Genomic DNA, 8858 nt, shown 5'->3' on the forward strand with positions numbered 1-8858 from the left:
GCACGCAGTCCCACCACCCGTGAGCCCCACCAGAGGGCCCCTGTCCGGACGCAGGTCGTCCGGTGCCCGACGACGGGCGGTCGCCTCGGCCACCGCCCTCGCCCTCGCGCTCGGCACGGCCGCCGGGAGCGTCGCCCTGACGGCTCCCGCGGCCGCCGACGCCACCAACGCCAAGCCCGCGGTCGTCCCGACGCTCAAGGAGTGGACGGGAGGCAGCGGGTCGTTCGATCTCGACTCCTCGACCCGGATCGTCGTCCCTGCCGCGCTCGAGGAGATGGGCGCGCAGGTCGCGGCGGACATCGCCGACCTCACGGCCCGCACGGTCCCCGTCGCCGTGGACGCGGCACCGGACGAGGGCGACATCGTGCTGGTCGTCGACCCGACGCTCGTCCACGCCGCGGGCGGCGAGCGCTTCGACGAGGAAGGCTACGTCCTCGACGTCGACCCGGGACGCGTGACCGTGGCCGCACCGACCGAGCAGGGGGCCTTCTACGGGACCCGGAGCCTCCTGCAGGTGCTGGTCCAGAGCCCGGGCCGCGGAAGCGTGCCCGTCGGGGAGTCGGTCGACTGGCCCGACTACGCCTCGCGCGGCTTCATGCTCGACGTGGGGCGGCGCTTCTTCACGCCCGAGTTCGTCCGCGACTACATCTCGATGATGAGCTGGTTCAAGCTCAACGAGTTCCAGATCCACCTCATGGACAACGAGATCAGCCCCGCGGGCGGCAACTGGGCCGACGCTCAGGCCGGCTTCCGGCTCCAGTCCGACAACCCCGCGTTCGCGGGTCTCGCGTCGACCGACGGAGCCTACGACCGGGCGGACTGGCAGTCCTTCGAGGACACCGCCGCAGCCCACGCCGTGACGATCATCCCGGAGATCGAGGGGCCCGCCCATGCGCGCTCGGTCGTCCGCTGGAAGCCCGAGCTCGGCACGAACGGCGGCAACTCCGACCACCTGGACCTGAGCAAGCCCGAGGCGACGGCGGTCATGAAGTCGATCTTCACCGAGTTCGCGCCGTGGTTCGAGGGCCCCGACGTCCACATGGGGGTCGACGAGTACTACGCGTCGCCCGCGCTCTTCCGCGACTACTTCAACACCATGGCTGCCCACGTCCGCAGCCTCGGCAAGCACCCGCGCGCCTGGGGGAGCTTCACCCAGATGCACGGCAACGCGAACGGCTACGACCGTGACGTGACGATCAACTCGTGGAACGGCGGCTGGTACTCGATCGAGTCGGCGTACGCCGACGGCTACCGGTTCCTCAACACCGACGACTCGACGCTGTACGTCGTCCCGTTCGCGAGCTACTACCACGGCAACGGGCTCAACAACCAGTGGCTGTACTCGTCCTGGGCGCCCAACCGGACCGGGAACAAGACCGTGCCCGAGGGGGCCGCAGAGGGAGCCATGTTCGCGGTCTGGAACGACCTCGTGCACGCCGACTACACGCAGCAGGACGTGCACGGCCTGGTCGAGCTGTCCTTCCCGACGATCGCGCAGAAGACCTGGGACGGCGCGACGCCCGAGCTCACGTTCGCGCAGTTCTCGGCGCTCACGCGCACCCTGGGCCTGGGCCCCGGCATCGAGGTGGTCGACTTCACGCGAGGCGGCCAGCTCGCGGGCGAGCTGAGCCACGGCGCGACCGTGACGGCCTCGTCCGCTGACGAGGGCAACGGTCCCGAGCACCTCACCGACGGCCAGACGACGACGCGCTGGAGCACGCGGTCGACGGCGCCCGCCACGCTCACCGTGGACCTGGGGTCGGTGCAGACGGTCGGCGCCGTGGAGGTCGACTGGACCGCGGCAGCAGCCACGAGCTACACGGTCGAGGTCTCGGTCGACGGGTCCACCTGGACGAGGGCGTCCCGGCACAGCAACGCGACCGGGGCCGGGGTGGACCGGGCGTCGTTCGCCGCCCACGAGGCCCGGTACGTCCGGCTGAGCTCGGTCGTCGGCGGTCCGGACGGCGTCGGCGCGTGGCGCCTGAGCGTCCTGGGTCGCCCGGACCTCGCCCTGGGTGCCGTCGCGACGGCCTCGGGCGTCGAGTCGGGCACGACCATGACGGCGGCCAACGTCGTCGACGGCGACCCCTCGACGCGATGGTCGGCCGACTACAGCGCGCAGCCCTGGGTCCAGGTGGATCTCGGCACGGCCAGGACGGTCGACGAGATCACGCTGCGCTGGGAGGCCGCCTCGGCGACCGCCTACCGCGTCGAGGTGTCGCAGGACGGCGCCGCCTGGTCCCCCCTCGTGACCAGGACCGGGCTCGCGGGAGGTGCGCGCACCGACGTCCTGCCCGTGCCGGCGACCGCCGCACGGTACGTCAGGGTGACGACGACGGCCAAGAGCCTCAACCCGTACCTGTCGCTCTACGACCTCGAGGTGCGCGGGGCGGCGCCCGCCGAGCCCGTGCAGGTGACGGCCACCGCGACCGTGCGGTGCGTGGCCGGACGGGCCCAGCTGTCGGTCGACGTCGTCAACGACGACGCGGCGCCCGTCGACGTCGTCGTCACGACGCCGTACGGCAGCCGGACCTTCTCCGCGCTCTCGCCCGAGAAGCGGGCGCACGCCGCGTTCAGCACGCGAGCCGTGGGCGTCGAGGGTGGCACTGCCGTCGTCGACGTCTCCCCGGCGGACTCGCCCGGGCAGGCAGGATCCGTCGAGGTCCCCTTTACCGGGACCGCCTGCGGCTGACGCCTGACGCACGACGAACGCCCGAGGGGTCCGGCCTGCACAGGCCGGGCCCCTCGGGCGTTCGTCCGGGGCTGCCGAGGTGTCGCGTCTGCCACCATGTGCGGGTGCAGAAGCGACGCAAGGGGACGACGCAGAGCGTCGTCCTGATCATCCTGGCGGTCATCGCCCCCATCCTGCTGATGCAGCAGCGGCGAGGAAGGGGGTACTTCATCCACGACACCACGACCGCCGTGGTGCTGTTCGGTGCCCTGGCCCTCGTGGCCGCGCTCGGTATCGCGATCACGGTGCGCCGCCGGGGGCCGCTCGCGGGGGAGAAGGCGGCGTTCGTCCTCCTGGGGCTGTTCACGGGGGTGGGGGTCGCGCTCGGGACCTGGCGGACGGTCGACGAGGGGCCGAGCGCCTCCACGGTCCTGGGGGCCCTGGCCGGCCTCGTCGCGGTCGGTGTCTACGTGGTCCTCGCGCTCCGGGTCCGCCCCTCGCACGCTCGATGACGCAGGTCGTCGTTCTCTCGAGTGCCGCTCGAGGGTCTGGCCTCGCGTGGCGCCGTGCAGGAGGGTCTGAGATCGCCGGGAATCCGCCGATTCCTGACCAAGGTTGAGGCGACGAATGAGACTTCCGGAATGCCCGGATGCCTAGTAGATAGTTGCGTGCTCGACGAACTATCGACCACTGGTTGACCCCCGGCGCCGAGGGGCTCGGGCGAGTTGACACCCCCTCGGGGAAGGCGTGTACTGGAAGTGTTCGAACACCTGTTCGAATGTCTTTCGAGCGTGCAGGAGGTGTCATGACCCTGGTCGACGACGCCCTCCTGGCGGCCCTGGGCGGCCCCGCGGACACCGCAGGCGCCACCGGCCCCACGCACGCCGAGCGGACCCTGCTCGCCCGGTCGGTGCTGCGCCGCGCGGAGCTCTCGGCCCGGCGGGCACCGGGGAGCACGGGGGAGGAGAGGCTCCTCCCGGTCCCCGACGAGCTGACCGGTCTGCTGCCCTTCGGCGGTCTGCAGCGCGGTACCGCGGTGGTGGTCGACGGCTCCACCTCGCTCCTGCTCGCGCTGCTGTCGGAGGCCTCGCGCACGGGGGCCTGGACCGCGATGGTCGGGTTCCCCCGCCTCGGGGTCCTCGCAGCGGCCGAGGCCGGGATCGACCTCGGCCGTGTCGCGCTCGTCCCGTCCCCGGGACCCGACGCCGCGGCAGCCGTCGCGGCCCTGCTCGACGGGATCGACGTCGTCGTGGTCGGCCCGCAGGCCGCACTGACCGACACCGACCGCCGCCGGCTGACCTCGCGTGCCCGCGAGCGCGGCAACCTGCTCGTCGCGGCACAGCCCTGGGCCGGTGCGCACGTGGTCCTCACGGTCCGGGAGGGCACGTGGTCGGGCGTGGACCAGGGCGCGGGGTACCTCCGCCGGCGCCGGCTGACGGTCGAGCGCAGCGGGCGGGCCGGGGCCTCGCGCGGCATCGAGCGCCAGGTCGAGCTGCCGCTGCGCGCGCACGCCGTGAAGAACCCGCGGCAGGTCGAGAAGACCCCGCCCGGCCTCCGGCTCGTCGGATGAGCACCGAGACCACGGCCACCCGCACAGCGGTCCTGTGGGTGCCGGACTGGCCGGTCCTCGCGGCCATGAGGGCGGCCCAGGTCCCCGCGCACGTGCCGGCGGCCACGCACGACGGTCGCCGGGTCCTCGCGGTCTCGGCCACCGCCCGGGCGCAGGGCGTGCGCCGGGGTATGCGACGCCGTCGGGCGCAGGAGTGCTGCCCCGAGATCGAGCTGCTCGACGCCGACGACGGCCGCGACGCGCGCGAGTTCGAGCCCGTCGCGCTCGCGGCCGAGACCGTGGTCGCAGGCATCGAGGTCGCGCGCCCCGGGCTCCTGCTCCTGCCCTCGGGCGGTCCCGCGCGCTACCACGGCACCGAGGAACGTCTCGCGCAGGTGCTCGTCGAGCGGGTCGCGCAGGACACGGGCCACGAGAGCCAGGTCGGCGTCGCCGACGGGATCCTCGCGGCCGTGCTCGCGGCGCGGGCCTCGGCGGTCGTGCCCGCCGGGACCTCGCGCGCCTACCTCGCCCCGCGCCCGCTGGGCGAGCTCGCGCACGTCGTCGTGGGCGACGCCCAGCCCGTCGCGCAGCTCGTCGACCTCCTGGGGCGGCTCGGGCTGCGGACCTTCGCGGACCTCGCGGCCCTGCCCGCAGCGAGCGTGCGCTCGCGCTTCGGCGACCTGGGCGCGTGGGCCCAGCGCCTGGCGCAGGGCGAGGACCTGCGCCCGCCCGCGAGGCGCCGCATCGAGGCGGACGTGGCCGTCGAGTGCGAGCTCGACCCGCCCGCCGAGCGCGTCGACGTCGCGACCTTCGCGGCCCGGAGGCTCGCCGAGGACCTGCACGCCCAGCTCGTCGAGCGGTCCTCGTCGTGCGGTCGGCTGCGCATCACGGCCCGCACCGAGGACGGGCGCGAGCTCGAACGGACCTGGCGCTGCGACGACGGGGCCATGGGCGGGCTCACCGCGGCCCGGATCACCGACCGCGTGCGCTGGCAGCTCGAAGGGTGGCTCACGGCGTCGCGCGTCGCGCTGGGGCAGCGCCGGCGCCAGGAGCAGCGGCAGCGGCGACAGGGCCCGCGTCGGGACGCTCGGGGGACCGAGCCGGACGACGGCACGGCCTTCGACGACCTGCCGGACCTGCCCGAGGACCGGCCCTCACCGCTCGTGCGGCTCGCGATCACCGCGGAGGAGGTCGTGGCCGCAGGGGTCGAGCAGCCGCGGCTGTGGGGCGCGTCGAGCGGCGAGGACGCGCGCGCCCAGCGTGCGCTGGGCCGTGTCCAGGGCCTCCTGGGCGGGGACGGCGTGCTGAGCGTCGTCACGCAGGGCGGGCGCGACGTCCACGACCAGGTGCACCTCGCCCCGTGGGGCGACGCGGCCCCCGCGCCGCGTCGCGCGGACCTGCCGTGGCCGGGGCGCCTGCCCGAGCCCGCGCCGGCCCTCGTGCTGGACGTCCCGGAGGACGTCACGGTCCTGGACGACGGCGGAGCCCCCGTCCGCGTGGACGTGCGCCTCGCGATGAGCGCACCGCCCGCGACCGTGCGGTGGGAGTCGGGACGGCCGCGCTCGGCCCGCGTGCTCGGCTGGGCCGGGCCGTGGCCGCTCGCCGAACGCTGGTGGAGCCAGACCCCGCGCCGTCGGGCGTACCTGCAGGTGCTGCTCGACGACGGGCGCGGCGTGCTGCTCGCGAGCGCCCAGGGGCGCTGGACCGTGGAGGCCGTCTATGACTAGGCCCGCCGGCTCGGCGCCCCGCTACGCGGAGCTGCACGCGCACTCGGCGTTCAGCTTCCTCGACGGCGCGAGCCACCCCGAGGAGCTCGCGGCCGAGGCCGCGCACCTGGGGCTGTCCGCGCTCGCGGTGACCGACCACGACGGCCTGTACGGGGTGGTCCGCTTCGCGACCGCGGCGCGCGCGGTGTCCCTGCCGACCGTGTTCGGCGCCGAGCTGCACCTGCCCGACGCACCCGTCCCTGGTGCTGCCCCCGTCCTGGACGCGCCCACGGGCGTGCCGGACCCGCGGGCGTCCCACCTGCTCGTCCTGGCCCGCGGCCCGGACGGGTACCGCAACCTGTCGAGCGCGATCGCGACCGCGCACCTCGCGACGGGTACCAAGGGGGCGGCCGACTACCGTCTCGACCTGCTCGGCGAGCAGTCGGGCGGCCAGTGGCTCGTCCTGACGGGCTGCCGCAAGGGCGCGGTGCGCTCGGCGCTGCTCACCGAGGGGCCGCGGGCCGCTCGCCGCGAGCTCGACCGGCTCGTCCAGGTCTTCGGCCCGGACAACGTGGCCGTCGAGATCACCGACTCGGGCGACCCCCGCGACAGCGACCTGTGCGACGCGCTCGCCGACCTGGCCACGGGTGCACGCCTGCCGCTCGTCGCGACGGGCAACGTCCACTACGCGCGCCCCCGCGACGCGCCCCTCGCGGGGGCGCTCGCGGCCGTGCGCGCCCGGTCGTCGCTCGACGACATGGACGGCTGGCTGCCGGGAGCCCCCACCTCGCACCTGCGTTCGGCGGCCGAGATGCTCGACCGGCACCGTCGCCACCCGCAGGCCGTGGTCACGGCCGCGGAGCTGGGGGCCGAGTGCCAGTTCGACCTGCGCCTCGTGGCCCCCGAGCTGCCGCCGTACCCGGTCCCGGACGGGCACGACGAGCGGTCGTGGCTGCGCGTGCTCGTGGAGCGTGGGGGAGCCGACCGCTACGGCCCTCGCGAGGCCGAGCGCGAGCCCGGGGCGTGGCGGCAGATCGACCACGAGCTCGCGATCATCGAGCAGCTCGGGTTCCCCGGGTACTTCCTCATCGTCTACGACCTCGTGGAGTTCTGCCGCACGCGCGGCATCCTCGCGCAGGGGCGCGGTTCGGCCGCGAACTCGGCCGTCTGCTACGCGCTCGGCATCACGGCCGTGGACGCCGTCAAGCACGGCCTGCTGTTCGAGCGCTTCCTCGCGCCCGAGCGGGACGGGCCGCCGGACATCGACGTCGACATCGAGTCGGTGCGCCGCGAGGAGGTCATCCAGTACGTGTACGAGCGGTTCGGGCGCACGCACGCGGCGCAGGTCGCCAACGTCATCTCCTACCGGCCCCGGTCCGCGGTGCGGGACGCCGCGCGGGCCCTCGGGCACGACGTCGGGCAGCAGGACGCGTGGAGCAAGTCGATCGAGCGCTGGGGGTCGTTGCGCGGGCCGGACCCGTCGTCGCCCGCGGCGGACCGGGCGGCCCGCGACCGGGCGATCGCCGCGCGCGGGGCGCACGGGGCGGCTCCGGCGGGGGCCCCGGCCTCGGCAGGGGCGGGGGCGGTCACGACGCCCGTCGGTCGGCCCGCCGTCGTGACCCGCACCGCGGCCAAGGACGCCCGCATGGCCGAGGTCTGGGGGACCGGTGCACCCCAGCAGGGCAAGCAGGGCCGGCAGGGCCCGTCGCGGCGACGTGCGGACCGCCCGCACGCGGGGCACGCCGACTGGACCCCGGACCTGTCGGGTCGCGTCGTCGACCCGCTGGCTCACGACGACGCGGACCGGCGGGACGACCCCGCGCTGCGCTCCGACGACCCGCACGACGTCGTGCCCGCCCACCGTCCGCCGTCGGCCGCCGAGGAGGGCGAGATCCCGGGTCCGGTGCTGAGCCTCGCGGAGCGTCTCCTGAGACTCCCGAGGCACCTCGGCATCCACTCGGGCGGCATGGTCATGTGCGACCGGCCCGTGATCGAGGTGTGCCCCGTCGAGTGGGCGCGCATGGAGGGGCGCACGGTCCTGCAGTGGGACAAGGAGGACTGCGCGGACGCGGGGCTCGTGAAGTTCGACCTCCTGGGCCTGGGGATGCTCACGGCGATCCGGGTCGCGTTCGAGCTGATCGCCGAGCACGAGGGTCTGGACCTCGAGCTGCACTCGCTGCCCGACGAGGACCCCGCGGTCTACGACCTGCTGTGCGCGGCGGACACCGTCGGGGTGTTCCAGGTCGAGTCGCGCGCCCAGATGGCGACGCTGCCGCGCCTGCAGCCGCGCACGTTCTACGACATCGTGATCGAGGTCGCGCTCATCCGCCCCGGCCCCATCCAGGGCGGCTCGGTGCACCCGTACATCAACCGGGCGCGCGGACGGGAGGAGGTCACGTACCTGCACCCGCTGCTCGAGAAGTCGCTCGCCAAGACCCTGGGCGTGCCGCTGTTCCAGGAGCAGCTCATGCAGATGGCGATCGACGTCGCGAGCTTCAGCGCGGCGGAGGCCGACCAGCTGCGCCGCGCGATGGGCTCCAAGCGGTCGGTCGAGCGCATGGAGGCGCTGCACGGGCGGCTCCTGGCGGGCATGGCGAAGAACGGGGTCGCCCCGGACGTCGCCGAGCAGATCTTCGACAAGCTCAAGGCGTTCGCGGACTTCGGGTTCCCCGAGTCGCACGCCTACTCGTTCGCGTACCTCGTGTACGCGAGCGCATGGCTCAAGGTGCACCACCCGGCCGCGTTCTTCGCGGGCCTGCTCGCGGCGCAGCCCATGGGGTTCTACTCGCCGCAGTCGCTCGTCGCGGACGCGCGCCGTCACGGGGTCACGGCGCTGCGCCCGGACGTCGACGCGTCGGGCGTCAAGGCGGGGGTCGAGCGGCTGCCCGGGGTGTCGGCGAGCCGGGGGGCCGGGGAGGGGGCGCCGTCGGGC

At 74.7% G+C, this 8858-nt stretch carries 5 protein-coding genes; all 5 read left to right on the forward strand.

Features of this window, described 5'->3' with window-relative positions; translation table 11 throughout:
* The first annotated feature begins 19 nt into the window (after positions 1-19).
* Positions 20-2692: a discoidin domain-containing protein gene (locus tag H9641_RS13830; protein WP_191804727.1), complete on the forward strand. Its 2673-nt coding sequence runs from the start codon at positions 20-22 to the stop codon at positions 2690-2692.
* Between the two features lie 104 nt (positions 2693-2796).
* Positions 2797-3183, forward strand: a complete 387-nt coding sequence (locus H9641_RS13835; protein WP_191804729.1) for a hypothetical protein — start codon at positions 2797-2799, stop codon at positions 3181-3183.
* A 293-nt stretch (positions 3184-3476) separates the two neighbouring features.
* Positions 3477-4241, forward strand: coding sequence for a hypothetical protein (locus tag H9641_RS13840; RefSeq protein ID WP_191804731.1), 765 nt, complete (start codon positions 3477-3479; stop codon positions 4239-4241).
* The gene (locus tag H9641_RS13845) at positions 4238-5947 is read left to right on the forward strand and encodes a DNA polymerase Y family protein (protein WP_191804733.1); all 1710 of its coding nucleotides are present in this window, start codon (positions 4238-4240) and stop codon (positions 5945-5947) included. The genes H9641_RS13840 and H9641_RS13845 overlap by 4 nt, the downstream gene beginning before the upstream one ends.
* On the forward strand, positions 5940-8858 hold a 2919-nt coding region (locus tag H9641_RS13850; RefSeq protein ID WP_225220475.1), incomplete at its 3' end, for a PHP domain-containing protein. The genes H9641_RS13845 and H9641_RS13850, both read left to right, overlap by 8 nt.

This window comes from Oerskovia merdavium (assembly GCF_014836755.1).
GTDB classification, from domain to species: domain Bacteria; phylum Actinomycetota; class Actinomycetes; order Actinomycetales; family Cellulomonadaceae; genus Oerskovia; species Oerskovia merdavium.